Raw genomic sequence first — 26212 nt, forward strand, 5'->3', positions numbered from 1 at the left:
CGCAATCAGTGACCAGGGGTGCCGCGGTGCCAATAGGCAACGGCGCTGACGACGTCCTTGGGAAGCCGCAGGACCTCGCGCCAGTGGTGGCGCAGCCGCTGCGCCGTTTGCGCCTCCGCGCCGAGCCAGCACTGGATACGGCCCTGCGTGGGCGGGGTGATCGCCATGGCGGCTTCGGCCAGCAGGTCGCTCTCGGCGGTGGCGCGCCCCTGGCGCATCAACCATTTCAGATCGATGCCCGCAGGCGGGGCGAGGGGCTGGATTTCGTCGGCGTTCTCCACTTCGATGAGGATGGTGCCGCGTGCCGTTGGCACCATCGTTTCGATGAGGCGGGCAATGGCCGGGATCGCCGTCTCGTCGCCGGCGACCAGATACCAGTCGGCTTCTTCCATCTCTCCACCGCCAGGGCCGAGCATGCCGATGATGTCGCCAATGCTTGCCCGTGCAGCCCAGCCCGAGGCTATACCCTCTTCGGCATGCAGGACGAAATCGACGTCGATTTCGCCCGCTGCCGCGTCGATGCGGCGGATGGTGTAGAGGCGCTGTGTCGGGCGGCGTTCCTCCGGCGGCCAGATACGGCGCCCGTTCCTGGCTGGGCGGGGCCATTCCGGCTTGTCGAGACCGGCGGGCGGGATGAGCAGGCGGATATGGATGCCGTCCCGCGTGAAGCGTTCGAGATCATGGCCTGCGAGGGTGATGCGGCGGATCAGCGGCGTGACCTGGATGATGCGTTTCACCCGCATCTCGCGAAGGCCGGGGAGGGCGGTAAGATCGCACCCATGTCCGGTCCAGGCCAGATCCGGCTTTTCCGCCTCGGCTGCTTTTTCCAGGCGCAGGCTGAGCATGAACTTCAGCGCCGATAGGCCTTGTTCCGTCCTCGCCTCGGCGCGGATCACCAACTCATGGGCATCGGCGTCGATATGGGCCGTCCCCAATCCTCGGGGCAGATCGACCCGGGCCCCGGCCGGGGTGAAGGCCGTCGTGAATTCGTCCCGTGCAAGGTCATCGCAAAGTAATTTAATGTATTCTGGCCCCATCTTTGTTCTGAAGTGAACTTCGGCTGTCAGGTTGCTCATGGTGGCGAAAACTCACGGATGGATATCGGAAAAATGCGAATTCCACCTAGCGCTTCCAATTAAATGATTCAATATCAATGATTTATAGGAATTCAAAGCGGGGCGGGCATTTGACGCCAGGTGCTGGCCGGTCAGGACGAGAGCTCTCGATAGCCCGTCTCAGGCAATTCTGGCCTCGCGCAGTTTCAACGTATTCTTATTTGAAGTTGCGTCAATGAGAATAATAAAAATTGGCGTAAATTGAAGATTTAAAAATAATATGACAATTCAATATTTGTTCTTGATTTAAATTATTTGCATCGTGTTTATGCGCCCGGGGATTTACTTCGGGGGTTTGGAATGGAGACGAGGATCGTTCTGGCTGTGGGCCTCATTCTTGGGGGCTGCACGTCGGCGGCGCGCGCCGAGGAGCGCAAGCCGCCACAGGGACAGCCGGTCGCGCAGAGCGGCGCGGCTGAGGAGCCGGTGATGCTGGACCCGGTTACCGTCGTGGCAGAGCGGGCCAAACGCCAGCTCTTGGACGTGCCGGCCTCGGTGACGGTGATTTCGGACAAGGAGTTGAAGTCGCACATGGTGCGCGACATCGACGACCTCACCCGTTACGAACCGGGCATTACCGTCGGCCGAAACAGCTCCAGCACCGATCCTTTCGGCGGCAATGGCGGTTTCACCATTCGAGGCGTGGGGGGCAACCGCATCCAGATGCGCGTCGACGGCTCGCGCATCCTCGACGGCAACACCGACGGCACGCGCGACTTCGTCGACCTCCCCTTCATCAAATCGGTCGAGATCATTCGAGGGCCGGCCTCGGCGCTCTATGGCACGGATGCTGTCGGCGGCCTGGTCGCCTTTACCACCAAGGATCCGGCCGACGTCATCAAGGAAGGGCGCAATTGGGGGCTGGAGGCGAGTACCAATTTCGACAGCTACAACAAGGCGCTGGTGAACACCGCCCTCGGTGCCTGGCGGGTCTCTCCCGATCTCGAGATCCTGCTGGGTTATTCGATCAAGAAGGCGAACGAGGCCAAGCTCTCGCGCGCCCGGGCCGATGGCGGCCGCTATGGCTGTCCGCGCTGGGTCGAATATGGTGCCATCGATTGCGGTAGCTTCAACCCGCTGGACGAATTGGGGCAGAACTTCCTTGCCAAGATCGTCTGGCGGCCCACCGAATCGCTGGAACTCAAGCTCACCGGCGAGATCTTCGACCGCAACAGGGATGTCGACTCCCTCTACAATCGCGGCCCGACCACGGTGCGCACGCCCACCAATCCCAATCCGCCGTTGCTGCCTTTCATCCATTCCTGGACAGGAAGCCAGGAATTGACGCGCTACCGCATCGCGCTCGACGGCCTGTGGAAGTCAGAATACGCCTTCGCCGACCAGATACGCTGGAACATCACCTGGTCGCCGCAGCGCCGCGAGGTCACCAGCCGCGAACATCGCACCCTCGCCAATGGCAACCAGCAATATCAGGACAACGTCACCGAGTTCGGGCAGCGCTTCCTGCAGGCCGGCCTGCAGATCGATTCATCCTTCAAGCTCGGGCGCAGCGACCACAAGGTGGTCTGGGGCTTCGACGGTGAATATGGCTACACCGACTATGTCCGCAATCGCACCACCCGCGTGTTCACCCCGGGCGGCGTGCCGGTCTCCAACTCCACCGTCGTGCCCTACACCTGGAACTTCGCCGATTCCAACACCAAGAGGCTCGACGCCTTCGTGCAGGACGAAATCAGCCTGCTGGACGGCAAGCTGCTGATCACGCCGGCGCTGCGCTATTCCTGGAACCAGATCACGCCCAAGCCCAAGTCCGACTATCGGCCGGTGCCCGGCTATGTGCTCAGGCAGCGCGAGGAATCGGCGCTGACCAAGAAGCTCGGCATCATCTACAAGCTCAACGAAACCTATTCGGTGTACGGCCTCTATGCCGAAGGCTTCCGCATGCCCAATGCCGAGCAGCTCTATACTGGCTCCTCCTCGGGCCAGCCGGATGGCAATCTCGTGCCGGCGCCGGAGCTGAAGCCGGAGCGGGTCCGCTCCTTCGAGGCGGGGCTTCGCGGGCGCTATGGCTGGGGCTATTTCTCCCTGTCGGCCTTCCATGCCGACTATACCAACTTCATCCAGAATTTCGTGGAGATCCCGGCCAGTTCGGGTTCGGGGGTCGACTATACCTGGGCCAATCGCGCCAAGGTTCGGTTGACCGGCATCGAAGGCTCCGCCGAAGTGCAATGGGCCGAAAACTGGGGTTCGAGCTTCAGCCTTACCTATCAGCACGGCAACCAGAAGACGACGCGCGACGCGCCGTGGACCCCGTTCAATGGCGCCAGCCCCCTCACGGCCGTCGCCAGCCTGCGCTGGACCAAGCCGGAGCACGGGCTGGAAGTCGAGATGATCGGCACCTTTGCCTCCAAGGTCAGCCGCACCAGCGCTCCCAACCTCTTCAAGCCCGGCGGCTATGCCGTGTTCGATATCCTTGGAAGCTGGAAACCGAGCGAGAACATCACGCTGCGGGCCGGCATCCTCAACATCGCCGATACGCGCTATTTCCGCTGGCCGATGCCCACGACCTACAGCCAGACGGCAAGCTCGAGCGTCGCCTTCTCCAATCCGCTCGAATTGCAGACCGCCGCCGGCCGCACTTTCAAGCTCGGTGCCAACATCGCCTTCTGAGGACCTCCCATGAACCAGCAACGACATCAGCGCGAACGCTTGTTGCATCATGCTGCCGACGTCCTGGAAACGGCAGGGCGCCTGGGGCGGGTGATGCTCACTACCAGTCATGACGGCGCCACCCATGAACGCATCGGTGCCGTCGATCGGGTCGAACGCTCCGGCCTCAAGGTGCGGTTGGCGGGCCTGGCCCATGATGCTGACATCGATACGACGACACTCGGCGCCGTCATCCTCGACCGCACCGGCCGCATGAAGGACAAGGCACTGCCGCGCCTCGACTTCCATGGCAGGGACGGGGCGGTGCTGTTCAGCCTGGTCGGCCTCGACGGGCTCGACCCCTTCGAGGACGGTCTCGCCGAACTACGCGGCATGGCGGCCGAGGCGGCCGACCCTGTCATACCGGTGACGCGGACGGACGTGCCGGAAGACGATCCGGGTTCGATTCCCTTCGAGGTGGCCCGCTGCGCAGCTGTGCCTGTTGCCATCGAATTGCGCCGCGACGGACTCAGGCAGGCCTGGTCCGGCAACATCGAGACGATCAAGCCGGCCATGGGCTTCATCAATGTCATGCAGCCCGATTTTCACCTGCATTTGCGTGCCGGCGCGGTTGGGCGTTGGCGAATGCGGGTCGACAGGGCCGGGTCGGATGGGGTCGAGCTGCTGGCCGAGAATGTGCGGGGCGAGTTGATCGGGCTGGCGGTGCGCGGTCCGGCTGCCGTCCTTGCGCGCCGCGATTGAGCGAAAGGCTGGTCATGCCACGGATTTTCAGCCAGGCGTGGCGATTGTTGCGCCTGTGCGTCGCCGGCCCGGGGGGCCGCACGGGCCTTGCCTTGCTTGCCGTGGTTCTCGGCCTCAATCTGGGCAGCGTCTATATCAGCCTGCGGCTGATCGACTGGAATGCCCAGTTCTACGGTGCCCTCGAAAAACGGGACGCTGCCGCGGCCGTCAACCAGATCGGCGTGTTCGGCCTGCTGATCGCCATCAATGCGGCGGTCTATCTGTCGGCGGTCTATCTGCGCAAGAGCGTGCAGATCCGCTGGCGCCATGCGCTGACCTCGGCTGCGCTCGACCGTTGGCTCGACGGCGGGACGCATGTGCGGCTTCGCCAGACCAATGCCGCACCCGACAATCCCGACCAGCGTATCGCCGAGGACTGCCGCCTCTTCGTCGACAAGTTCACCGAGGAGGGGCTGGAGGTCGTCACCAGCATCGTGGGACTGGTGTCCTATGTCGCCCTGCTGTGGTCGCTGTCCTCCTTTCCGCTCGCCTTCACCCTGTTCGGCATGGCGGTGGAGATCCCGCGCTATATGGTGTGGGCCGCCCCGGTCTATGTGCTGATCTCCAGCGGGCTCACCCATTGGCTCGGCGGTCCTCTGCTGGCGCTCAATGCGCAGCAGCAAAGCCGGGAGGCCGATTTCCGCTACGCGCTCGCACGCCTGCGCGAATCCTCCGACGCTGTGGCGCTGATGGCGGGCGAGTCTGCCGAAAGGCGCATGCTGGACGCCCGCTTCGGCGCCATCATGCGCAATTGGCGGGCGTTGATGAATCGCGATCTCATTTTGGGATGTTTCACCAGGCCCTATCACAGCACGGTGCTGCGCATCCCGATGTTTCTCGCCTTGCCCGCCTATCTTGCCGGGCATGTGGCGCTGGGCGGGCTGATGAAGCTGGCTTCGGCCTTCCAGAACGTGGTCACCACCCTGTCCTGGTTCATCTTCTCCTATCGCAGCCTTGCCGAACTCGCCGCAGCCATACGCCGTCTCGACGGCTTCCTCGTTGCCTTGGCGCGGGCCCCGGAGAGCGAAGGCGTCCAGGCCGGCCGGAGCGGGCTCGATCACCTCTCAGTCCAGGGCCTCGCCCTGGCCACGCCCGATGGGCGCGCCCTCAACATCCTGGCGGATATGAGATTGGAGCGGGGCGAGAATGCCTGGCTGACTGGTGCGTCGGGCATCGGCAAGAGCACGCTGATCAAGGCGATGGCCGGCCTCTGGCCGCATGGCGAGGGCAGGGTGGCCCTGCCGGCCGGCAAGCGGATCGCCTTCCTGCCGCAAGCGGTCTATCTGCCGCTGGCGGATCTGCGGACCGTCCTGGCCTATCCGCAGGATCCGGCGGCGCTGTCCCGGCAAGCCTATGTCGAGGCCCTCAGGCTGGTCGGCCTCGAACACCGGCTGCAGGAACTCGACGAGGAGGCGCCGCCGCTCGGCCTCTCCGGCGGCGAGCAGCAGCGCCTGGCGCTTGCCCGGCTGGTGCTGGCGCAGCCGGACTGGGCCGTGCTGGACGAACCGACAAGTGCCCTCGACGGCGGTGCCGAGGTTCAATTGTTCTCGGCGCTGCGGGCGGCCCTGCCGCATACGAGCTTCATCGTGGTGGCGCATCGCGAACCAGCCGGCCTGGGGCCGATGCGGCGGATCGAACTCGAGCCCTGCAGGCTGGAGGCCGCGTCATAGACGGCATGATTTTTGCCTTGGAGTTCTGCTGGAGTGTCCTTGCGATTCGCCCGTATCGGCAAGAATCGCAAGGACGCATCGAAATTGAGAGTTGGAGCAAAGGGCGTTCAACCCTGAACGCTTTTTGCTCTCGGCGATCGACGGTGTGAAGGGCGAAGCGCGCTGCTAGGACGCAGCATTCTGTCCTCAAACTGTCGCAATCGCGGAGAAATATGCTCCAGCTTCCAAAGTGCATCGAACGGTGAAGCGCATGCGTTTGAACAAAATTCTCTATTTTGGCGATTTTGTACTCTGCCCTGCTGCAGCCTTAGGCCTGCTTCTCTTGACTCTTCTGCAGCATGACGCTACCGCCGTCGGCATCTGGGCGATGGCCTTCGTGCTGGGCTGCATCGGCTGGACTTTCGTTGAATATGCCGTGCATCGCTGGGTCTATCATGCCGTGCCCTTCTTCGACCGCATGCACGATGCCCATCATCAGGAGCCCAAGGGCATGATCGGTGCACCGTCCTTCCTGAGTGTCGGCGTGATCTTCCTGGTGTTCTACGTGCCGCTCTATTTCGCCAACCATGCCTTTGCGGGCGGCTTCACCAGCGGCATCCTGCTCGGCTATGTCGCCTATATGCTGGTGCATCACGCCTCGCATCACTGGCCGTCGAGGCCGGGCAGCCTGCTCTATCGCCTGCGCATGGCCCACATGGTGCATCATTATCGCGGCGAGGAGGGCAATTACGGCGTGGTCACCTCGTTCTGGGACCACATCTTCTCCACCTATGTCGAGCCCCAGCGGCGGCGGGCATCCTGATCGAGCAGACGATTGGTTCGATGCCCCTCATTCGGGCATTGATCGTGCGTGCGCCCGTCGCGTAGGGTCAAGGCATCATGCCCGATCTCGTCCACGATATTGTCCGCTATCAGAACAAGCGCGGTGGCGCCCACCGAGCCGGTACCCTCACGACCGGGCCGCTCGAGCGCATGGAATATTATCTGAAGGACCATTTCAAAGGGCAGCCGCTCCGTTCGGTCGAGACCGGATGCGGCGCCTCCACGATCCTGTTCTCGCATTACGCGCAAGAGCACACCGCCTATTGTTACGACGACAAGGCCGAGGAGAATTCGAGCGTCAACTTCGCCCTTGGGTTCCCGGGGCTGAAGGACAATGTGAATTGGATCTTCGGGCCGACGCAGCGCACGATTTTTGCGAACCCGCTCAAGCATGACGTCGACATCGTCCTGATCGACGGTCCCCATGGTTATCCGTTTCCGGAGCTGGAGTATTTCGCCTTTTACGAACGCCTCAAGGCGGGCGGCATCCTGATCCTCGACGACATCCACATACCGACGATCAACAATCTCTATCGCTTCCTGATGCAGGACGATGGCTTCCACCCGCACGGTATCACGGGCGCGACGGCCTATTTCCAACGCAGCGATCGCCCCGCCTTCAACATGGAAGGCGATGACTGGTGGCTGCAGCGCTACAACGTGCAAAAATTCCCCGCGCGTCGATTCGATCGCATCGAGGAAAATTTCAAGCTTCCTGTTGGAATCGACTTCCAGGGCAAGCTCAATGAACCCCCGCCTCTATTGGCACGCGGCTTTTCTCTTCAGAACGGGCGGCCCGTGACGGAAGGCTACACGTCGCTGGTCCAGTTGAAGCTCGGACTGAAGGCGCCGACGAAACTGACTTTCGATGTCGAGTTGACTCCGGCCGGCGTGGCCGAGCGGCGCAATCGCCTGTCGGACCGCCCCGGCTTCAGCGTGATCGTCGATGGTCAGGAGATCGGCTCCTATGATTTCGAGGGCGCGGGCAGGCGTCGAATACGCTTCGAGGCGCAAACCCGCGGCAGCGAGGTCGTCGATCTCGAATTCCGCCACCGCGGCCTTCTATCGGGCAACGCTCTGCCCGATTGGGAGAAGTCGGAATCCTTCGACAACCGCTATCCCAATTTCTGGCTCGATTCGATCGCTGTCGCTTCAGACGACAGGCCCGATGCCAGGCCCAATCGCATCAGTCGTGTCGACGGCAGCGTGATGTCGTTCGACTACCGGGCCGAGCGCGTGAGCTTCCTCGTCAATGACGAGGCGGATTCGGTGCAGGCCTTCCATGCCAGCGGCCAATTCTACGAAGCCGAAGAGTTGGAACGCATTCGAGCGCACCTTCCTCAGAAAGCCACTATCCTCGATGTCGGCGCGCATCTCGGCAATCACACGGTCTTCCTGGGCAAATTCGCCGATGTCCGCATGATCGTGCCGATCGAGCCGCAACCGGGTGCCGCAGCATGCCTGCGCATCAATTGCGCCTTGAACAGTCTGACCAATGTCGACTTCTCCTTCCTCGGGACCGCCCTGAGCGACCAGGCCGGCGTCGGACAGACCTTCACCTACAGCAAGCACAATACGGGCGGCACGGTGATCCGTCAGGCCGAGGAAGGCGCGGTGCAGATCGCCAAGGGGGACGACCTCTTCGCCGGGCACAGCTTCGATTTCATCAAGATCGATGTCGAAGGCATGGAGCTGAAGGTGCTGGGGGGGCTTGCGGCCACCATAGAACGCTGTCGCCCGCTTCTCTTCGTCGAGGTCACCGAGGCCAACGAGACCCGGTTCCGCCGTCTCGTCCGGGACTGGAACTATGCGATCACCTGGTCTGGCCAGACTTATCCCAAGCTCACCAATTTTCTGCTCGAACCCGGCAAACCGGCGAAGCCAGCCAGGCGGTGGTTCTGGCGGTAAGACCGTGGGATCGCAGGCGTCCTCGCCTGCTCTTGGAAGCACTTCGGCGAGTCGATAAGAAGAGCAGGCGAGGACGCCTGCGATCCCAGGAGGAGTCCATCTTCATGCTCCCTGCTAGTCGCCTCAGGTCATGAAGGCGAAACGGTTGGGGTCGTCGGCTTCCTCCGCCAGGGCCTTGCGATAGTCGGCGATGACGGCAGGCGTCTGGCCGTCGGCCCTGAGGCGGCCGCGATCGATCCAGATCGTGCGCTCGCACAATTCCGCCACCTGGTCGAGGTCGTGCGAGACGAACAGGATGGTGCCGCGCTGGCGGAAGGCGCGGATCAGGGTCCGGCAGCGCTCGCGGAAGGCATCGTCGCCCACGGCGAGGGCTTCGTCGACGATCAGCACGTCGCCGTCGGCATGGGCGCAGATGGCGAAAGCGAGGCGAGCGCCCATGCCGCTGGAATAGAGCTTTACCGGCTGCTCGAAGAAATCGCCAAGGCCGCAGAGTTCCTGGATGGCAGGCAGCCTTGCGGTGACCTGGGCGCGCTTGAGGCCGAGAATGGCACCCGACAGATAGCAGTTCTCGCGCCCGGTGAGCTCGTAGTCGAAGGCCGCGCCCAGCGCCAGCACCGGGGCGATGCGCCCCTTGACGGTGAGCGAGCCGATGGTGGGCGCGGTAATGCCGCACAGGATCTGCAGGAGGGTCGACTTGCCCGAGCCGTTGCGCCCGACGATGCCGACCGCGGCGCCCTTCGGGATGGCGAAACCGATCTCCTTGAGCGCCCAATATTCGTCGTAATAGCGCTTCTTGCCGCCGAACAGCACCTGCTTCACCTGGTCGATCGGGTGCTTGTAGAATTGGTAGGCCTTGCCGAGATCGCGGCATTCGACCGCGAGGTCCTGAGGGACGTCTTGGACGAGACCTTGGACAGGAGTTGGGGCGAGCGTCTGTTCAGATGATGTCGACAAGGATCGTCTTCTTTCGCATGAACAGGGTCTGGCCGGCATAGAATACCGCAAGCGAGGCGGCGAGGCAGGTCAGATAGAGCAGGCCATCCGGCCAGGCGCCGCGCAGGATGGCGGTGCGCATCATCTCGATGATGCCGGTGAGGGGATTGAGATAGGCAAGCCAGCGCCAGCCTTCCGGCACCTGGCTCGCCTCATAGAACACCGGGGTGGCGAACATCGCCACCGGAATGATCGAGATGATCAAATGGTTGAGGTCGCTGGTCAGGGCGCCGATGGTCGAGAGGATCCAGACGATGCCGAGCAGGACGAGGCCTAGCGGCAGCAGGATGAAGGGCAGCGCCAGCCAGGACCAGTGGATCGACTGCTCGATCAGGACCTGCCCGGTAAGCAGCACGCCGAGCGCGATCAGCATGTAGACGCCGCCGCGCGCCACCGCGATCCAGGCCAGGATCTGCGGCGGGAAGATCGAGCGGCGGATGATGTGCTTGTGCTCGGCCAGCAGAAGCGGCGCGCGATAGGCGATCTCGGCGAAGTAATTGAAGACGACCAGGCCTACGAAGATCGAGAAGGCATAGCCGAAGCGCCCGCCGCTGTCCTGGGAGACGCCGACCTTGAGTGCACCGGAAAAGACCAGCGTGTAGATCGACAGCATCACCAGGGGCGCCAGCACGGCCCAGGCCCAGCCGAACACCGAGCCGCGAAAGCGTACCTGCAGTTCGCGGGTCAGGATGGCGCGAAACAGTTCGCGCTGGCGCCAGATATCGGCAAAGGGCTGCAGCAAGACGAAATTCCAGGTAGTCGAGGCTTCTTCAGCCCCTTCCTAGAGCAAAGCGCGTTTAGACGGAAACGCTGTTTTGCCCTAACTCTTTGGTTCGACGCGTCTTTGCGATTCTTGGCGATTCCGCCAAATCGCAAAACGCTATGGAGCAAAGCGTGTTGGAGTGTAAACGCTTCACTGCCTGCGCCCGATGCCCACACAGGGACGGTGGCAGGCCAAAGGGAGCGGCCTGCCACCTTTTCGTCATTTCCAGCGACCGGTACCGCCGCCGGTTCCACCGACCGTGCTGACGCCGCCCGACATGAAGTTGCCCAGCAGGGCGTGGCCCTTGCTGAAGAAGTTCACATTCAGCATCACGGGACTGGCATTGAACTGGAAGCTCACGGTTTCCGCATAGAGGCGGTTGAGGTCCTTGGTGAATACCGTGCCGAACATCACGCCGCCGCCGGGACTGGAAACGCCACCGGCATTGCCGGTGAAGGTCTTGAGGACATGGCCATATCCCCTGTCGGTCGTGACTTCGATCGTGAAGCGCAGATAGAAGATGGCGCTGATGATGGTGCACTTGGCCGGATATTGGTCGGCTGCCGCCGTGCCCATGATGTCGGCCGTGATGGCCTTGATCTGGTCCTGCTCGAGCAGCCCCGCCATCGAGCTTGCAAACTCGCGGGCGGCAAGGTCGGGGTGGTAGTTCAACTTGGCGTCGTCCATGGAGCTCTCCTGATCTTGATCCAAAGTTCAGGCGCGTTGGCGCTCTTTTTCTCGGTTCTCTCGTCAGGGCCTGCGGCCAGTGGCAACAGGCCCTGGAACGGGACGTCAAGTCTTGCCTTGGCGCTTTGATCGGCGGCTTTGCGCGTGAAGCGGCGTCATGGGCGAGGCTCAGGGGGCGATTTCTAGTTGTTAAAATGAACCAAAATACCTCAAATGTGGTAGGATAAGCGTCTCTATATATTTGGATAAACGTCTCTTTCTGGTGGATTTATCTAAAAAATACAGGAAAGCGTAACCTGGGCGTGAAAATATTATTTTGGTATTTGCTTTTCATTTTGCTGAAATTCAAACCCGCGAAAGGTGATGCTTGGTTTTATTGAGATAAATGTCGTAACGGTCTTTCGTAAATGAAACTTTCATCATGGAATTGTAAGCAGATGGCCGTTAAATTGCAGATATCCGAATTTTGAAGAACGTGTCGTTATATTGTAATTGTCGCTCACGCGTTCTTTGCCGAGGCACGCGCGGGCCGCCCTTGCAGCAGCATCGGAAGATGTTATTCGTTGGTAGATGTCAGGCCGGTGCGGCAGGGCGCGAGCCAACCTTGTTCGGGAGACATGCGTGAAGCGATCCACTGCCGACTGGAGCAAGGATGCGTGGAGCTGGCGTCCGGGTGATGGGCGCTGGTCGATGAGGCGCCATGGCTTGCCCAAGACGGCCGTCTATGCGCGTCTCGATACGCGCGACCATCGTCCGCACGAGCGCTATGATTTCTGGCGCGAAGCCGCCCTCTACGAGATCGACGCGGACCAGCGCAGTGACCCTTCGCCGTTTCTGGCGGAGGGGGCGGGCGTGATAGGGCCGGGAGGCTCGATCTTCACCACGCGTTCGCACGCATTGGCGGGCGGGCGCCGGTTCGGGCAGAGCGAGCGGGACGGTGGTGACGATATCGCCATCGGCCTGGTCCTCTCAGGCAAGCGCCGGCACGAGGAAGGGGAGGAACGCAGCCTCGCGACAACAGGGCAATTCTTCGCCTTCGATGCCAGAAGCGAGAGCCGAGTGACCTGGACCGCCTTCGAAGCGGTGCATCTGGCGATGAGGCGCGAGCGTGCGGAAGCGATCCTGGGGCCGCAGCTTCCGTCCTCGGCCGCGCTCGCCCGCTGGCTGGGGGCATCACCCGCCGGCCGTATCCTTGCCGCCCAGATGCGGGCCCTGGCCGGCGAGATCGACAATCTCCATCCCGACGAGCGCGCCAGCCTGCTCCAGATCACGCTCGATCTGGCCGATCTCGCCTTGCGCGATGTCGCGGGGCGGAGCGAGGACGAGGATCTCGAAGTTGCCGGCAGTGTCTTCAGCGCCGCGATGCGGTTGATCGACGTCAATCTCGCCAACCCCGCTTTCGATCCCGATATGCTGGCGGGGCTGCTCGGCTGCTCGCGCGCCACGCTCTATCGCTGCTTTGCCGAGCAGGACATCGCCATTGCCGAGGCCATTCGTGCGAGGCGGCTGGGACGGGCGCGCGACATGCTGGCCCGCGCGCCGCGCAGCGTGCCGATCGCCGATATCGCCGTGCGCTGCGGTTATCTCGATCCGGCCCATTTCAGCCGATTGTTCCGCCAGGAATTCGGCGTCAGCCCGACGGATGCCCGCGGTTGAGCCGCTCTTGCCCGCCACCCGTTGCCTTTCCCGTCCGAACTTGACAGAAGGGCGGCATGCCCGTCACCGTCCGTCCCGTTTCCTCCAAGCGCGAGCTCAAGCAGTTCCTTGCTTTGCCGAGGCTTCTCTATGCCTGTTACAGCGATTATGTCGCGCCGCTCGACCATGATCGGGCGCAACTGATCGATCCGGCCAAGAGCGCCTTCTGGACCCATGGCGAAGCCGCCTATTGGCTCGCCTATGACGGGCAGGGCCGGGCCGTCGGCCGTATTTCCGCGCAGATCGATCATCTCGCCACGGGGGCCCAGCACGAGGGCATCGGCTTCTTCGGCTGCCTCGACGCGGTGGATGACGAAGAGGTGGTGGCCGAGCTGGTGCGGACTGCCGCCGCTTATCTCGCGGGCAAGGGCAGGGCGGTGATGCGCGGCCCCTTCACGCTGTCGATCAACGCCGAATCCGGTCTGCTGATCGATGGTTTCACCGCACCGGCCATGGTGCTGATGCCTTGGCACCCGCCCTATCTGCGCGCCCATCTGGAGGCGGCAGGCCTCGCGCTGGTAAAGACGCTGCATTCCTATGGCTTCGACCGGCGCCGCAGCGATCTTGCCGACAGGCTCGAAAAACTCGGCATGGAGCGCCGCCGCAAGGGGTTCGACATCCGCGCCATGCGCATGGACAGGCTGGCCGAGGATGCCGAACTCGGGCGATGCCTGTTCAACGGTTCCTGGGCCGCCAATTGGGGTTTCGTACCGGTCTCGCAAGCGGAAATGGCGGCAATGATCAAGGCCTTCAGGCCCTTGCTGAAGGCCGATTATGGCGTCTTCGTCGAACGAAACGGGGAATTATTGGGCTTTGCCCTGTTCCTGCCCAATGTTTTCGAGATCACGGGCGATCTCGGCGGCTCGCCATCCCCCATCGGCTGGCTGAAACTGGCGTGGCGCGGCCTGACGCGGCGCTTCACCGGCGGCCGCGCCGTGCTGTTCGGCGTGGCGCCGCGCCTGGTCGGTTCGGTCTCCGGGGCCAGCGTCGCGCTCATCCTGGTGGACGAATTGATGCGCCGGGCTGCCATCACCGGTGTGCAAGATTTGGAATGCGGTTGGATTCTTGACGATAACTATGCCATGACGAGCGTAGTTGAATGGCTCGGGGCCCGGTCGACACGCCGTTTCGGCGTCTTTGAAGCATCGATTTAGTCCCATTGCGCCCATAGCGTTTTGTGATTTGACGGCATTGCCTAGAATCGCAAAACGCGTTGAAACAAAAAAGCTTGAGCAATCGAGCGGTTAGCTACAGCGCGCTTTGCTCAAGCGACGTGTCCAGGAAGAAGATGTCGACCGAAACCAAAGATAACATCCTGTCCGATCCGCAGCGTGTCTATGACGAGGTCGTCAACCTGATCGTATCCGAGGGCATGGTGGATCGCGAGAAGGTAGCGCCTGACGCGACCTTCGAGACACTCGGCCTCAAATCCATCGATATCGTGATGATCCTCACGGCCGTGGAAGAAAAATTCGACGTCTATATTCCGATGGACGGCTCGATCGCCGAAGCCAAGGATCTCAAATCCTTCATCGACGGCGTGCTGGCCCGCATTGCCAGTGAAAAGTCCTGATTTGAAAAGACGCGTCTATATTACCGGCATGGGGGCGGCGACGGCGGCGGGGCTTGGTGTTCCGGCGCTGTGGGAGGCCGCCCGTGAGGGCCGGAGCGCCATCGGCCCGCTCGAAGTGGCGCGGGAACTGCGCCACAATATCCGCATCGCCGGCCAGCTGCGCGGCTTCGACCCGGCCGCCCATATCGAGCCCGATGTGCTGGCCTTCTGCGACCGCTTCACCCAGCTCGCCATCGTGGCCGGCGACGAGGCCCTGGCGCAGGCCGGCTTTGCACGCGGCGCGCGGCAGGACGAACGCACGGCCACCATCGTCGGCACCGGCATCGGCGGCGGTGAAACCATCGAGATCGGCATCCACAACGCCTATGTCACCGGCCAGCGCCTCGATCCCTGGAGCGTGCCGCGCCTGATGCCCAATGGCGCCGCTTCGCAGCTGAGTGCCCGCCACGGCGCACGCGGCCCTTCCTTTGCGGTCGCCAGTGCCTGTGCATCGGGCACCCAGGCCATTGGCCTGGGCGCGCATTTCATCCGGGCCGGCATGGTCGACCGTGCCGTGGTCGGCGGGGCCGAGGCCTGCATCACCGCCTCGGGCATGAAGGGCTGGGAAGCCCTGCGCGTGCTCTCCCCCAATGCCTGCCGTCCCTTCTCCAAGGACCGCAACGGCATGGTGCTGGGAGAAGGCGCCGCCATCTTCATGCTGGAGAGCGAGGAGAGCGTCCGTGCCAGGGGGGCGACCCCGCTGGCCGAGCTCTGCGGTTACGGCACCTCCAGCGATGCCGGCGACATCGTGCGCCCGGATGCCGGCGGAGCGGCCTCCGCCATGCGCCAGGCCCTCGATGATGCCGGGCTGGAGCCGGAGGCGATCGACTATGTCAACGCCCACGGCACCGGCACGCTTGCCAATGATGCCACCGAGGCCGCCGCACTCGCCGCTGTTTTCGGCGAGCGCCTGGCCAGCCTGCCGGTTTCCTCCACCAAGCCGGTGCACGGCCATGCTCTCGGGGCGGCTGGCGCCATCGAGCTGGCAATCACCGTGATGGCCCTGCGCGAGGGCGTGGTGCCGCCCACCCTCAACTGGACAACCCCCGATCCCCGATGCGATCTTGACTGCGTGCCAGGGCAGAAGAGGGGGGTGACGATGCGCCATGCCATGACGAATTCCTTCGCGTTCGGCGGCATCAATGCGGTGCTGATCGTCGGACAGGCATGAGCGCGCCGCCGCCTCTGCGGATCGGCCCCATCGCGGCTCGGGTCGAGGCGGACGCCGTGCGGCGCTATCGCGAGGCGACCGCCTTCGATAGTGCGATGAGCGGGGGGATGGCGGGCGATGGCGACGAGGTTCCCGCGACCTTTCCGGCGATCTGGCTGTGGCATCCGGCTGCCAAGGCCGCCTTCGACGATCTTGCCGGCGAGGAGCATCTCATACCCGTGCTGATCGCCCAGCGCTTCAGCTATCGGCGCGCCTTGCGCATCGGCGAGGAAATCCGCTTCGTGATCACCCGGCGGGCGGATGCATCCATGCCCGACGATGTGCAGATCGAGGCGCATATCGAAGGCCGGGATGGCGAGGTCATCGCCGATTTCGCCGCGACCTACCGGTTGTTCCAGCCGGAGTTGGCGCGATGACGGCGATGATGCCACCTCTCGTCATTGGCCCGATCGGCGCGGCCGAGGTCGAGGCGTTCGCCCGGGCTTCGGGCGATACCAATCCCCTGCATGTCAGCGCGGCCATCGCCCGCACCATCGGCCTGGAGGCTGCGCCCGTGCATGGCATGCTGCTGGTCGCCTATCTCAATGAGGCGGTGCGGCGTTTCCTGCCGCAGGCCGTGATCGCAGGCCTGTCTACTCGCTTCATGGCACCGGTGCCCGTCGGGGCTGAAGTCGAGATATCGGGGCGGACGGTCAAGCGTCACGAAGACGGCGAACCGGCCGTGCTGCGCCTCTTCGTCAAGACGAGCGGCGGCGTCATCGCCTGCATGGCGGAAGCGACTCTATCGCGCGCGATGGAGAGGGGATCATGAGCGGCCGGACCATGCTGATCACCGGGGCCAGCAGCGGTATCGGCAGGGCTCTCGCCCTCGAATATGCCACGTCTGAAACCCATCTTTTCCTTGTTGGCCGGGATTCGGTGCGGCTGGCCGACATCGCCGAGCTCTGCCAGGCGCGCGGCGCCACGGTCGTCACCGGCCGCATCGATGTCCGTGATCGCGAGGCGCTTGCCGACTGGGTCGCGGCGCGGGACAGCGAGGCACCGATCGACCTCGCCATTGCCTGCGCCGGCATCGTCTCGGGCACCAGCGCGCAAAGGCCGCTCGACCCCGGTGAGGCGATGCGGGCGGTGCTCGCCGTCGACCTGATGGGAGCGGTCAACACCATCGAGCCAGCTCTGGAAGCGATGCGTCGCCGAGGCCGCGGTCACGTCGCCTTGGTCGGTTCGCTGGCGGGCCTGCGCGGCTTCCCGTCCTCGCCGGCCTATTCCATGGCCAAGGCCGCCATTCACGCCTATGCCGAAGGCATCAGGCCGGCACTGAAGCGCGAAGGCATTGCCGTCAGCTTGATCGCGCCGGGCTTCGTCACCACGCCGCTCAACGCCGAGCTCGTCGCGCCGCAACCACTCAAGCTCACCGCCGCCAGGGCGGCCCGCATCATCCGTAGCGGCCTCGACCGCCGCAAGCCGGTAATCGCCTTTCCCTTCATCCTCTATGCGGGTCTGCGCCTGCTCACTTTGTTGCCCGCCCGTTTCGGCGACTGGCTGCTCGATCGTCCCGGTGTCGACGTGCCGTTGACGCAGGAGCGGGAGAGAAGCGGACCATGACGCTATTCGCGGCCCTGGCCGGCCTGTGGTGGCTCGCTCTCGTCGCCCTGTTGCTCGGTTCCACGCTGCTCGCCTTGCTCCAGCCGGCGCTAGCTGCGCGCCGGGCCGTTGCCGGCGAACGCGGGCCCGTCTCGGTGCTGGTGCCGCTCCGCCGCGCCGAGGAAGCGCAGAATGAGGCAAACAGGAAGTTGACCGATCTGAACGATCCCGGCCTCGAAGTCCTGTTCTCGGTGCAGTTCGCAGCCTCTTACCCTCCCCTGAAAGGGGAGGGTGTACAAGCTCCCGCCCGCATCCTCTTCACCACGCCCATTCCGGGCGCCAATCCGAAGATCGCCAATCTACTCGAACCTGTCGAGGCTGCGGCCCATGACCTCCTGCTGATCAAGGATGCCGCCACCATTCTGCCGCCCGATGCCCTGACCGCGATGATGGCGAGCCTGGCGCCGGGGGTCGGACAGGTCTCTTCCGTGCCCGTGGCGCGGGCCCCCGGCAATTTTGCGGCCATGCTGGAAGCCAGCCTCGTCAACACCTATGGCGGGCGGTTGCTGCTGGCGCTCTCTGCGCTCGGGGGCGGAGCCGGCATCGGCGCTGCCATGCTGCTGCGGCGGGCTGATCTCGAAGCTGCCGGCAGCCTGCGGGCGATCCTGCGCGCCGTCGCCGACGACCATGCCCTGGCCAAGCTCCTGAAGGCGAGGGGGCTACGATCGGTCTTTGCTGCGGCCACCGTCGATCAGGACCTTGGCGCCCGCCGGCCTGGCGAGATCTGGCGGCGCCATCTGCGCTGGGCGATCTGCCGGCGCCTCGAGGAGCCCCTGGCCTTCGCCGCCGAGCCTTTGACCGGCCTGCCCGCCGCCTGCCTTGCGGCGCTCGCCGGCGCCGCTCTCCTCGGCCTGCCCGCCATACCCCTGCTGGCGCTGACGATCCTCCTCTGGCCCGCCGCCGAATGCGTCCTCGCCTGGCGCAAGGGCTGGCCGCTCTCGCCAGCCATGCCGCTGGCCGTGCTGGCCAGGGAGGCGATCATGCCGGTGCTATGGTTGAACGCCCTCGCGGCGCGCCGCCTTGCCTGGGGCACGGCCACGATAGCGCTGTCGGGGCGGCACTGATGCTGCTGGTGATCGATGTCATCGGCCTTGTTGCCGGCCTTTTCCTCGTCGTCCTGCTTGGCCAGCATCTGCGCCTTGCCTGGCGCGCGCGCCGCTACCGGCCGCCGCCGATGCAGCCGGATGGCGAGCCCACGCATGTCCTCCTGCAGATCCCTGTTTACAACGAGGCCGGTTCCGTCGAGGGAGCCCTGGCCTCGGCCCTGGCGCTGGACTGGCCGGCCGACCGGCTGACCGTCCAGCTTCTCGATGATTCCACCGATGAGACGGCGGCCCTGGCCGCCGCCGCCATCGCCAGCCTGCCGCCGGGAGGCCCGGCGGTGCAGCAGGTCAGGCGAGTGCGCCGGGACGGCTTCAAGGCCGGCGCCCTTGCCGAAGGCATGCAGCGTTGCGATGCCCCGCTGATCGCCATTCTCGACGCCGATTTCAGGGCGCCGCGCCAATGGCTGAGGCAGGCGGCGGCGGTGCTGGCCGCCGATCGGCAGGCGGCCTTCGTGCAATTCCGCTTCGAGTTCGGCAATCGCGACCAGAACTGGATGACTTTGGGCCAGCAATTTTCGGTCGATGCGCATTTCCTTGCCGAGCAGGCGGGAAGGCAGGCCGGCGGTGAGATGTTCCAGTTCAACGGCACCGGCGCGGTCTGGCGCCGCGCCGCCATCGAGGCCGCCGGCGGCTGGTCACCCGATACGCTGGCCGAGGATCTCGACCTGACCTTGCGCAGCTATGCCGCCGGCTGGCATGGCCAGCTCATGCTCGAGCCTCCGCTGACCTGCGAGGCTCCGGCCGATCTCGTCAGCTGGCGCGTGCAGCAGGCGCGCTGGTCGACCGGCTTCATCCAGGTCGCGCGCAAGGGGCTGCCGCTCGCCTGGCGCTCGAACTGGAAACTGGGCGCCAAGCTCGGCACCAGCCTACTGCTCGGCCTGCAACTGGGCCTGCCCTGTTTCGTGCTGGCGGCCGCCGCCTTCGTGCTCGACGGCCTGTTGCGCGGCTTCGGCAGCGGACATGCCGTTCTGGCGACGGCTGCCGCCCTCTATGCCGGGACCGCAGCCGTTTTCATCACCCTGCCGCCATTTCTGCGCTTGCGCCGGGGTGGTATCATCCGCTACGGGGCAACCCTGATCGCAATTCCGGTCCTGCTCGTCTTTCTGGCTTTGGCCAATTCGGCGAGCGTGGTCGCCGCTCCCTTCGCTGGCCGGCACGATTTCGTGCGCACGCCCAAGCGTGGTGACCGGTGAGAGACTATAGGCGAGTATGGGGCTGAGAGACGGAGTTTGACGGGTTTGTGGGAGAGTTTCTGGGCGGTCGCCGGCTGGCTGGCGGTGATCTTGGCCGTGATATCGTTGCTCGGCTGGTCGGTCACCTTCGGCTCGACCCTGGCGACCTTCTATCTTGTCTTCAAGCATTGGCGCCTGCGCAAGGCCGGCGTCGAGGCCGAGCGCCTTTTGCTGGCGCGGGGCCTGCCTGACGGGGCCGACCTTCCGGATGTGGTGGTGCAGATCCCCACCTTCAATGAAGGCGCCATGGTCGCCCGTGCGCTCGACGCCGCCACCGCCCTCGACTGGCCGCGCGAGCGCCTGCATATCCAGATCCTCGACGATTCCACCGACGGCTCCACCGTCTTCGCCAACGAAGAGGTGGCGCGGCGCCGGGCGCTGGGCTTCGACGTGGTGCTGATCCATCGCAAGGACCGCACCGAATACAAGGCCGGCGCGCTCGCCAATGCCATGACGCTGACGCCGCATGGCTTTTTCGCCATTCTCGACGTCGATTACGTGCCTGACCCCGATTTCCTCAAGAAGACCATGACCTGCCTGTTGGCGGATCCCAAACTCGCCTTCATCCAGGCCCGCTTCGACTATCTGAACCGGGATGCCAACCCGCTGACGCGCACCCAGGCAGTGCTGCTCGACGCGCATCTCGCCATCGAGCAGGGCACGCGCTGCTGGGCCGGCCATCCCCTGCCGTTCAACGGCACCTGCGGCGTCTGGCGCCGGGAGGCGATCGAGGCGGCCGGCGGCTGGCGCGGGGGCACCTTGGCCGAGGATCTCGATCTGTCCTACCGGGCCTGGCGCATCGGCCGGCGCGGCTCGTTCCTGATGAGCGTGCCTGTGCCCGGCGAACTTCCCGAAACGATGAAGGCGTGGATGACCCAGCAGCAGCGCTGGACCAAGGGCTTCGGCGAGGTGATGCTGCGCCTGCTCTGCCCGATCCTCGGCGATGGTTCGCTCTCGCTCACCGATCGCCTCAAGGCGGCGATGCATCTGGGGGTGTGGTGGTCGGGCCTGGCCTGGGCGGTGGCCCTGCCGGCCGGCATCGGCGCGATCGTGCTGGGAGCACCGCTGCGCTGGGAATTGGCCGGTGTCCTGGTCGGCCAGCTCTTGATCGGCTATGTCGCGCTCTTCGTGTTCCTTAGGGCCGGCAACCTGTCCCTGCGGCCCGGACAGACCAGCCTCTCCGATTTCCTGCGGGAATTCGTGCAGGTCTCCCGCGATCTCTTCCGCATCGGCGCCGTCATCGGCCCGGCCCAGCGCGAGGTGATCTTCCGCAAGCGCAGCGAGTTCGTGCGCACCCCGAAATCCACCGCGGCGCCCAAGGTCGTCTGAGATCGCTCCGTTGTCTCAGGCCGCCGGCCTGAGCACGCCGGTCTGGCGGCCCGCCGTGGCGATGATGTCGAGCGCGGCCTCGATGTCGGAGGCACTGTGGGCTGCGGAAACCGAATAGCGCAGCACCACTTCGCCATTGGGCGTGGCCGGCGGGATCAGCATGTTGACGTAGAGCCCGGCGCGGAGCAGGGCGGTCCAGGTGTCGAGCCCTGCCTTGATGCCCGGCATGCGCACGGCGCCGACCGGGCCGGGCGGAGCGAGCGGCGGCAGGCCGAGGCTGGTCAGGCCGCGATGCAGAACCTCGGCATGGCTGAACACGCCGGCGCGGCGTTCGCTGTCGCCCGCGATGATCGACAGGGCCTGCCGGGCGGCGGCCACCACCGGCGGGGGCAGGGAAGCCGTGTAGAGATAGCTGCGTGCGGCAAAGCGCAGGGCCCGGAAGGCCGGATCGTTGGTGACGCAATAGCCGCCGACCACGCCGACGCTCTTGGAGAAGGTGCCGACGATGACGTCGACCTTGTCTTCCACGCCCTGCGCTTCGGCAACGCCGCGTCCCTTGGCGCCAAAGAGCCCGAGGGAATGGGCCTCGTCGACCAGCAGCACCGTCCCGCTCTGCGCGGTCACGGTGCTGATTGCTTTGAGGTCGGCGATATCGCCGAGCACGCTGTAGAGGCCCTCGACGATGACGAGCAGGCGGCTTGGTGCGATCTCGCTTTGCGCGATGACGCGGGCGAGATCGGAAGCGTCATTGTGCTTGAAGGTGAGGATTTTCGCGCCCGAAAGCCTGCAGGCGTCGAAGATCGAGGCATGGCAATGGGCATCGAGCACCACGGCATCGCCCTCGCGCACCAGCCCGCCGATCGCGCCGAGATTGGCCATGAAGCCGGTGGAGAACACCACCGCATCGCGTCGGCCATAGAGCTCGGCGATGGCCTTTTCGAGCTCGACATGCAGGGCCTGGTTGCCGCTGGCGACGCGCGAGGCGGTCGAGCCGGTGCCGAAGCTCGCCAGCGCCGTGCTGGCCGCCTCGATGCAGGTGGGGTCGAAATTGAGGCCGAGATAGGAATTGGTGCCGAACATCAGGGTCTCACGCCCCTCGATCACGGCACGAACCGGGCTGATCACGCGCTCGATCACCACGTTGAGCGGGGTAAGGGCACCCCCGGTGGAGCGCTCGAAAATATCGGCGAAACCCTGCGATCGTGCTCTGATGCCCGGCGGCCCTGCCATCGTCACTCCTTGTTTCCAAGCCAATGTAACGGATTGGCTTGAGTCTTTTTAATTCCCAGCGATTTCGCCAGATCATGAAACTCGATCGCCCGGCAAGAGTTTCCCCTGACGCCGGCCCATTTCGGTCTTACCCTATTTTTTCGTATCGTCCATCCGGACCGGAACGAATCTGCTGCCTGAGGGGAGTTCGTGCCTTGAAACGCCTGATCGTCAGCCATCGCACGACCTATCGCTATGCCGATTCGGTCAGCTTCGGGCCGCACCGCATGATGCTGCGCCCGCGCGACAGCCACGAGATGCGGCTGATCTCGGCAACCCTCACCACCTCACTGCCGGCCGAATTCGTTTGGACCTATGATGTGTTCGGCAACGAGATCTGTACCGGCCTATTCACCGGGCAGGCCAGTGAATTGTCGATCGAGAGCCGGCTTGAGATAGAACGCTTTGCCTCGGCCACGCCAACGGCCCATCTCACCGGTGGTGAGGCGCCTTTTCCCGTGACCTATTCGGCCGACGAAACCCTCGACCTCGGCGCGACCATGCTCGCGTCGGCCGACGACTATCCCGATGATCTCAGGCTCTGGATCGCCAGCGCCCCGAGACGCCATCCAGGCGGAGCGCGCGATCTTCTTACCGGCCTATGCCAGGAGATTCATGGCGAGTTCACCTATGTCATGCGTTTCGAGCCGTGGACCCAGGATCCGGCCGTCACCTTCGCCAACCGGAGCGGCGCCTGCCGCGACTTTGCGGCCTTGTTCATCGCCGCCGCCCGCCTGCTCGGCTTCGGGGCTCGCTTCGTCTCGGGCTATCTGTTCGACCCGCCGCCGGAGCCCGGGGCGCCGGTGCTGCAAGGTGCCGGTGCGAGCCACGCCTGGGCCGAGGTCTATCTGCCGGATATCGGCTGGATCGAGTTCGACCCGACCAACGGCCTGGTGGCATCCGACCGGCTGATTCGCATTGCGGCTGTGCGAGAACCACATCAGGCCATACCGATATCAGGCTCGTTCATCGGCTCTCCCTCCGCCTTCATCGGGCTTTGGGTTGGCGTGGATGTCGAGGAGGTCGAGGAGACAGGCTTGTTGCCGTAGAGGCGAGGCTTGCTTCCGGAATGGGAGTTTTGGAACTAGAATGGGCTTCATTCTCTCCAAACCGGAAGCAATGTATGGAACGGCTCGAATGCGACCGCATGTTCGTGGCAGTGCTGGAGGCCGGCAGCTTCTCCCACGCGGCGGCTCGGCTCGGCACCAGCTCCGGCCAGGCTTCCAAGCTGGTGTCGCGGCTGGAAGCCGATCTCGGCGTGCAATTGCTCAAGCGCACCACACGGGCCCTGTCGCCGACCGAGATCGGCCGCGCCTATTATGAACGCATCAAGGCCGTCCTGGAGGAATTCGATGCCCTCGATGCCTCCGTCCGCAGCGCCTCGGGCCTGGCGGCGGGGCGCATCAAGCTCTCGGTGCCCCTCAGCTTCGGCACCATGCATCTGGCGCCGGCCTTCGTTGCCTTCGCCAAGCTCTATCCCGACATCCAGCTCGATGTCGGCTTCACCGACCGCGTCGTCAGCCTGGTGGATGAAGGCTTCGACATGGCAATCCGCATCGGCAATCCCAGCGATTCCAGCCTGGTCGCCCGCAAGCTCTGCGAGACCCGAATCGTAACGGCGGCGGCGCCCGCCTATCTGGCCGAGCATGGCGAGCCTCTGCATCCGCGCGAACTGGCGCGGCACGAATGCATCATCGACACCAATTTCAGCGATCCCTTGAGCTGGCGCTTCCAGGCCGATGGCGCGCTGCTGCTGGTGGCGATCCGGGGACGGCTGCACTTCTCCAATGGGGAGGCCAGCTTCAAGGCGGCGGAAGCCGGGCTCGGCATCGCCTGCGGACCGAGCTTCCTGGCCGGTGAGGCGCTGCAGGCCGGCCGCCTCAAGGCATTGCTGCGCCGCTTCGAGGACAGGCCGCTCGGCGCCTACGCCCTCTATCCGCCCGGCCGGCATCTGGCCGCCAAGATCCGCGTTCTCGTCGATTTCCTGGCAGAACGCTATCGCGGCAGGCCTCCCTGGGAGCAGGGATGGTCCTGATATATACCAACCTGCATAAAGTTTGACTCACCATCTCCGTCATTGCGAGCGGAAGCGAAGCAATCCAAGGGCCGTAGACTCTGTGCCTTTAAGCCCTGGATTGCTTCGCTTCCGCTCGCAATGACGGTTCAGCCCTCATCTACTCCAATATAAATTCCAATATGGAAGGAATATTATCTCCGATGTCGGGATAATCTCCGAGATGGAAATGGTGCAATGTCACGGCAGCAATCCTTTTCCCGGAGACGATCATGTTCGACACCCGCACCGCTCCCTATGCCGCCCTGCTGCTGCGCCTGGCACTCGGCGTTCTCTTCCTGGCCCATGCCGGGCTGAAGATCTTCGTATTCACGCCGGCCGGCACCGCCCAGTTCTTCGGCTCGCTCGGCTTGCCGCCTGCGCTCGCCTATGTGACCATTGCCTGGGAGGTCATCGGCGCGCTTGCCCTCATCCTCGGCGTCTGGCCGCGCCTGGCCGCTCTGGCGTTGATCCCTGTCCTGGCGGGCGCCATCGCCACCGTGCACGGCCCGGCCGGCTTCTTCTTCACCAATCCCAATGGTGGCTGGGAATTTCTGGCGCTGTGGATCGCCGGCCTGCTCGCGCTTGCCCTGATCGGCGACGGTGCCCTGGCGCTGCGGCCGACCCCCTTGCGCGGTGCCGCCAATTAGTACCGGGGGTCATAAAGTCTGATCCGTCATCCCCGGCGCCACCGCAGGTGGCGGGAAGGGGGGCCAGGGGGCAAAAGACCCTACCCGCGGCCCCTGGATCCCCTTTCCCGCGCTACCACTCACAAGCAGAGCTTGTGAGGATACGGCCGGGGATGACGAGTCACGCATTTTTTGCACGTTGATATTGCGCAGTGCCTTCCGCCTCAACCCGCCTTCGTCTGGAGGATACCATGTCAGCCAGTGACGCTCCCCTCAGCATCGGCACGGTCAGCCTGACCGTGCATGACCTCGATGTGACCAGCCGCTTCTACGAGCAGGCGATCGGCTTGCAGCCGGTATCGTCGGAGGCGGGCCTACGCCGGCTCGGAAGCGGCGACGCGGTGCTGCTGGAACTGCGGCACGACCCGCAGGCCCGGCGGCGTTCGCCCCGCGAGGCTGGCCTGTTCCACACGGCCTTCCTGCTGCCTGACAGGGCCGATCTCGGCCGCTGGCTCAAGCATGCCGTCGAGGCGCGGCTGCCGCTTCAGGGTGCTTCGGACCATCTGGTCAGCGAGGCGATCTATCTGTCCGATCCCGAGGGCAACGGCATCGAGGTCTATGCCGACCGTCCGCGCAGCGCCTGGACCGTCGAGGGCGGCATGGTGGCGATGTCGACCGAACGCCTCGACGTGCAGGACGTGATCGCCGAAGCCGGCACGACGCGCTGGCAGGGCTATCCGGCCGGCGGCATCGTGGGCCATGTCCATCTCCAGGTCGGGGCCACCGAGCCGGCGGATGCCTTCTTCGGCGGGGCACTGGGTTTCGATCTCACCGCTCGCTATCCGGGCGCCAGCTTCTATGCGACGGGCGGCTACCATCATCATCTCGCCGCCAATATCTGGAACAGCCGTGGGGCGGGCGAGCGTGATTTCCCCTCGACGGGCCTGGCCGAGGTGGAGATGATCGCGGCCGATGAAGAGATCCTTGCCGCCCTGCGGAACCGGGTGCAGGCTGCCGGCGTTGCCACCACTGAGAAGGCGGGCGGTTTCGCCCTGCACGATCCCTGGGGAACTTCGTTCTCCGTCATCACCCGCAAAGGCTGAGTT

Annotated in this window: 24 protein-coding genes; 19 read left to right on the top strand and 5 right to left on the bottom strand. The window is 64.5% G+C overall.

The features are described 5' to 3' along the window. Window positions 1-5: 5 nt before the first annotated feature. On the bottom strand, window positions 6-1037 hold the full coding sequence (locus U1R88_RS14620; protein WP_322431855.1) for a siderophore-interacting protein: 1032 nt from the start codon (window positions 1035-1037) through the stop codon (window positions 6-8). A gap of 378 nt (window positions 1038-1415) precedes the next feature. On the opposite strand from U1R88_RS14620, the gene U1R88_RS14625 reads away from it, so the two are divergent. From U1R88_RS14625 to U1R88_RS14645, 5 genes are all read left to right on the top strand, one after another. Then, entirely contained in the window at window positions 1416-3746 is a 2331-nt protein-coding gene (locus U1R88_RS14625; protein WP_322431856.1) for a TonB-dependent hemoglobin/transferrin/lactoferrin family receptor, read from the top strand. A 9-nt stretch (window positions 3747-3755) separates the two neighbouring features. Then, complete coding sequence (locus U1R88_RS14630) at window positions 3756-4487, top strand: hypothetical protein (RefSeq protein ID WP_322431857.1); 732 nt, start codon at window positions 3756-3758, stop codon at window positions 4485-4487. 14 nt (window positions 4488-4501) lie between these two features. Further along, window positions 4502-6196, top strand: a complete 1695-nt coding sequence (locus U1R88_RS14635; RefSeq protein WP_322431858.1) for an ABC transporter ATP-binding protein/permease — start codon at window positions 4502-4504, stop codon at window positions 6194-6196. 322 nt (window positions 6197-6518) lie between these two features. Then, the gene (locus tag U1R88_RS14640; RefSeq protein ID WP_322431859.1) at window positions 6519-6998 is read left to right on the top strand and encodes a sterol desaturase family protein; all 480 of its coding nucleotides are present in this window, start codon (window positions 6519-6521) and stop codon (window positions 6996-6998) included. Window positions 6999-7075: 77 nt separating this feature from the next. Beyond that, the gene (locus U1R88_RS14645; protein WP_322431860.1) at window positions 7076-8926 is read left to right on the top strand and encodes a class I SAM-dependent methyltransferase; all 1851 of its coding nucleotides are present in this window, start codon (window positions 7076-7078) and stop codon (window positions 8924-8926) included. A gap of 123 nt (window positions 8927-9049) precedes the next feature. On the opposite strand, the gene U1R88_RS14650 is transcribed toward U1R88_RS14645, so the two are convergent. The 3 genes from U1R88_RS14650 to U1R88_RS14660 all read right to left on the bottom strand — a co-directional run bounded on the left by U1R88_RS14650 (window position 9050) and on the right by U1R88_RS14660 (window position 11369). Next, entirely contained in the window at window positions 9050-9880 is an 831-nt protein-coding gene (locus U1R88_RS14650) for an ABC transporter ATP-binding protein (RefSeq protein ID WP_322431861.1), read from the bottom strand. Beyond that, the gene (locus U1R88_RS14655) at window positions 9864-10661 is read right to left on the bottom strand and encodes an ABC transporter permease (protein WP_068285969.1); all 798 of its coding nucleotides are present in this window, start codon (window positions 10659-10661) and stop codon (window positions 9864-9866) included. Before U1R88_RS14655 ends, U1R88_RS14650 begins: the two co-directional genes overlap by 17 nt. Window positions 10662-10901: 240 nt before the next feature. Further along, entirely contained in the window at window positions 10902-11369 is a 468-nt protein-coding gene (locus tag U1R88_RS14660; protein WP_322431862.1) for a VapA/VapB family virulence-associated protein, read from the bottom strand. Window positions 11370-11990: 621 nt separating this feature from the next. On the opposite strand from U1R88_RS14660, the gene U1R88_RS14665 reads away from it, so the two are divergent. The 10 genes from U1R88_RS14665 (at window position 11991) to U1R88_RS14710 (ending at window position 21155) form a co-directional block, all read left to right on the top strand. Continuing rightward, window positions 11991-13025 carry a helix-turn-helix domain-containing protein gene (locus tag U1R88_RS14665; RefSeq protein WP_322431863.1) on the top strand — a complete coding sequence of 345 codons (1035 nt, stop codon included), beginning with the start codon at window positions 11991-11993 and terminating at the stop codon, window positions 13023-13025. Window positions 13026-13081: 56 nt separating this feature from the next. Next, on the top strand, window positions 13082-14218 hold the full coding sequence (locus U1R88_RS14670; RefSeq protein ID WP_322431864.1) for a hypothetical protein: 1137 nt from the start codon (window positions 13082-13084) through the stop codon (window positions 14216-14218). Between the two features lie 134 nt (window positions 14219-14352). Continuing rightward, complete coding sequence (locus U1R88_RS14675; protein WP_322431865.1) at window positions 14353-14637, top strand: acyl carrier protein; 285 nt, start codon at window positions 14353-14355, stop codon at window positions 14635-14637. 1 nt (window position 14638) lies between these two features. Then, a complete protein-coding gene (locus U1R88_RS14680) occupies window positions 14639-15847 on the top strand; it encodes a beta-ketoacyl-[acyl-carrier-protein] synthase family protein (protein ID WP_322431866.1) in 1209 nt (402 codons plus the stop codon). Next, complete coding sequence (locus U1R88_RS14685; RefSeq protein WP_068285957.1) at window positions 15844-16263, top strand: hotdog family protein; 420 nt, start codon at window positions 15844-15846, stop codon at window positions 16261-16263. The genes U1R88_RS14680 and U1R88_RS14685 overlap by 4 nt, the downstream gene beginning before the upstream one ends. After that, window positions 16260-16658: a MaoC family dehydratase gene (locus U1R88_RS14690; protein WP_322431867.1), complete on the top strand. Its 399-nt coding sequence runs from the start codon at window positions 16260-16262 to the stop codon at window positions 16656-16658. The genes U1R88_RS14685 and U1R88_RS14690 overlap by 4 nt, the downstream gene beginning before the upstream one ends. Further along, entirely contained in the window at window positions 16655-17452 is a 798-nt protein-coding gene (locus tag U1R88_RS14695; RefSeq protein ID WP_322431868.1) for an SDR family NAD(P)-dependent oxidoreductase, read from the top strand. Before U1R88_RS14690 ends, U1R88_RS14695 begins: the two co-directional genes overlap by 4 nt. Then, on the top strand, window positions 17449-18555 hold the full coding sequence (locus tag U1R88_RS14700; protein ID WP_322431869.1) for a glycosyltransferase: 1107 nt from the start codon (window positions 17449-17451) through the stop codon (window positions 18553-18555). Before U1R88_RS14695 ends, U1R88_RS14700 begins: the two co-directional genes overlap by 4 nt. Next, window positions 18555-19787, top strand: coding sequence for a glycosyltransferase family 2 protein (locus tag U1R88_RS14705; protein ID WP_322431870.1), 1233 nt, complete (start codon window positions 18555-18557; stop codon window positions 19785-19787). Before U1R88_RS14700 ends, U1R88_RS14705 begins: the two co-directional genes overlap by 1 nt. A 36-nt stretch (window positions 19788-19823) precedes the next feature. Then, complete coding sequence (locus U1R88_RS14710) at window positions 19824-21155, top strand: glycosyltransferase family 2 protein (protein WP_322431871.1); 1332 nt, start codon at window positions 19824-19826, stop codon at window positions 21153-21155. 15 nt (window positions 21156-21170) lie between these two features. On the opposite strand, the gene U1R88_RS14715 is transcribed toward U1R88_RS14710, so the two are convergent. Continuing rightward, entirely contained in the window at window positions 21171-22385 is a 1215-nt protein-coding gene (locus U1R88_RS14715) for an aminotransferase class I/II-fold pyridoxal phosphate-dependent enzyme (RefSeq protein WP_322431872.1), read from the bottom strand. 194 nt (window positions 22386-22579) lie between these two features. Between U1R88_RS14715 and U1R88_RS14720 the strand changes: the two genes are divergently transcribed. The 4 genes from U1R88_RS14720 to U1R88_RS14735 all read left to right on the top strand — a co-directional run bounded on the left by U1R88_RS14720 (window position 22580) and on the right by U1R88_RS14735 (window position 26209). Next, window positions 22580-23473 (top strand): transglutaminase family protein, encoded by an 894-nt coding sequence (locus tag U1R88_RS14720; RefSeq protein WP_322431873.1) that lies wholly within the window; start codon window positions 22580-22582, stop codon window positions 23471-23473. Window positions 23474-23547: 74 nt separating this feature from the next. After that, complete coding sequence (locus U1R88_RS14725) at window positions 23548-24459, top strand: LysR family transcriptional regulator (protein ID WP_322431874.1); 912 nt, start codon at window positions 23548-23550, stop codon at window positions 24457-24459. A 251-nt stretch (window positions 24460-24710) separates the two neighbouring features. Continuing rightward, entirely contained in the window at window positions 24711-25127 is a 417-nt protein-coding gene (locus U1R88_RS14730) for a DoxX family protein (RefSeq protein ID WP_322431875.1), read from the top strand. A gap of 230 nt (window positions 25128-25357) precedes the next feature. Further along, window positions 25358-26209 carry a VOC family protein gene (locus U1R88_RS14735; protein ID WP_322431876.1) on the top strand — a complete coding sequence of 284 codons (852 nt, stop codon included), beginning with the start codon at window positions 25358-25360 and terminating at the stop codon, window positions 26207-26209. Window positions 26210-26212: the final 3 nt, after the last annotated feature.

It is taken from the genome of Labrys sedimenti (genome assembly GCF_034424805.1).
Lineage (GTDB): Bacteria > Pseudomonadota > Alphaproteobacteria > Rhizobiales > Labraceae > Labrys > Labrys sedimenti.

What these genes read in the sequence shown, in the direction of transcription:
- U1R88_RS14620 (WP_322431855.1), bottom strand. Translation starts at nt 1,037, where the DNA reads ATGGGGCCAGAATACATTAAATTACTTTGCGATGACCTTGCACGGGAC.
- U1R88_RS14625 (WP_322431856.1), top strand. Translation starts at nt 1,416, where the DNA reads ATGGAGACGAGGATCGTTCTGGCTGTGGGCCTCATTCTTGGGGGCTGC.
- U1R88_RS14630 (WP_322431857.1), top strand. Translation starts at nt 3,756, where the DNA reads ATGAACCAGCAACGACATCAGCGCGAACGCTTGTTGCATCATGCTGCC.
- U1R88_RS14635 (WP_322431858.1), top strand. Translation starts at nt 4,502, where the DNA reads ATGCCACGGATTTTCAGCCAGGCGTGGCGATTGTTGCGCCTGTGCGTC.
- U1R88_RS14645 (WP_322431860.1), top strand. Translation starts at nt 7,076, where the DNA reads ATGCCCGATCTCGTCCACGATATTGTCCGCTATCAGAACAAGCGCGGT.
- U1R88_RS14660 (WP_322431862.1), bottom strand. Translation starts at nt 11,369, where the DNA reads ATGGACGACGCCAAGTTGAACTACCACCCCGACCTTGCCGCCCGCGAG.
- U1R88_RS14670 (WP_322431864.1), top strand. Translation starts at nt 13,082, where the DNA reads ATGCCCGTCACCGTCCGTCCCGTTTCCTCCAAGCGCGAGCTCAAGCAG.
- U1R88_RS14675 (WP_322431865.1), top strand. Translation starts at nt 14,353, where the DNA reads ATGTCGACCGAAACCAAAGATAACATCCTGTCCGATCCGCAGCGTGTC.
- U1R88_RS14685 (WP_068285957.1), top strand. Translation starts at nt 15,844, where the DNA reads ATGAGCGCGCCGCCGCCTCTGCGGATCGGCCCCATCGCGGCTCGGGTC.
- U1R88_RS14690 (WP_322431867.1), top strand. Translation starts at nt 16,260, where the DNA reads ATGACGGCGATGATGCCACCTCTCGTCATTGGCCCGATCGGCGCGGCC.
- U1R88_RS14695 (WP_322431868.1), top strand. Translation starts at nt 16,655, where the DNA reads ATGAGCGGCCGGACCATGCTGATCACCGGGGCCAGCAGCGGTATCGGC.
- U1R88_RS14700 (WP_322431869.1), top strand. Translation starts at nt 17,449, where the DNA reads ATGACGCTATTCGCGGCCCTGGCCGGCCTGTGGTGGCTCGCTCTCGTC.
- U1R88_RS14705 (WP_322431870.1), top strand. Translation starts at nt 18,555, where the DNA reads ATGCTGCTGGTGATCGATGTCATCGGCCTTGTTGCCGGCCTTTTCCTC.
- U1R88_RS14715 (WP_322431872.1), bottom strand. Translation starts at nt 22,385, where the DNA reads ATGGCAGGGCCGCCGGGCATCAGAGCACGATCGCAGGGTTTCGCCGAT.
- U1R88_RS14725 (WP_322431874.1), top strand. Translation starts at nt 23,548, where the DNA reads ATGGAACGGCTCGAATGCGACCGCATGTTCGTGGCAGTGCTGGAGGCC.
- U1R88_RS14730 (WP_322431875.1), top strand. Translation starts at nt 24,711, where the DNA reads ATGTTCGACACCCGCACCGCTCCCTATGCCGCCCTGCTGCTGCGCCTG.
- U1R88_RS14735 (WP_322431876.1), top strand. Translation starts at nt 25,358, where the DNA reads ATGTCAGCCAGTGACGCTCCCCTCAGCATCGGCACGGTCAGCCTGACC.